At 73.2% G+C, this 314-nt stretch carries 1 protein-coding gene; it reads left to right on the forward strand.

Features of this window, described 5'->3' with window-relative positions:
• A partial coding sequence (locus tag JHD67_RS21855; RefSeq protein ID WP_199101219.1) for a hypothetical protein occupies positions 1-201 on the forward strand: 201 nt, incomplete at its 5' end.
• Positions 202-314: the final 113 nt, after the last annotated feature.

Raw genomic sequence — 314 nt, forward strand, 5'->3', positions numbered from 1 at the left:
CGCAGCATCGATAGCGCCATCGATACGACGGGACGCAATCTGCTGGAGCCCTTGGATCAGATTCGCGACGCCGTCGCCGTGTACGGAGACTATCGCGAGGCATGGCCGGTGGTGGCCAATATGGGCCCTGTCTCTTATACACATCTGACGCTGCCGACGACAACGTTCGGGTGTAGATCTCGGTGGTCGCCGGATCAGTAAAAAGGGGGGGGGGGGGGGGGGGGGGGGGGGGGGGGGGGGGGGGGGGGGGGGGGGGGGGGGGGGGGGGGGGGGGGGGGGGGGGGGGGGGGGGGGGGGGGGGGGGGGGGGGGGGG

Origin of the sequence: Dyella sp. ASV21 (genome assembly GCF_016428975.1) — a bacterium.
In the GTDB taxonomy this organism is placed as follows: Bacteria; Pseudomonadota; Gammaproteobacteria; order Xanthomonadales; family Rhodanobacteraceae; genus Dyella.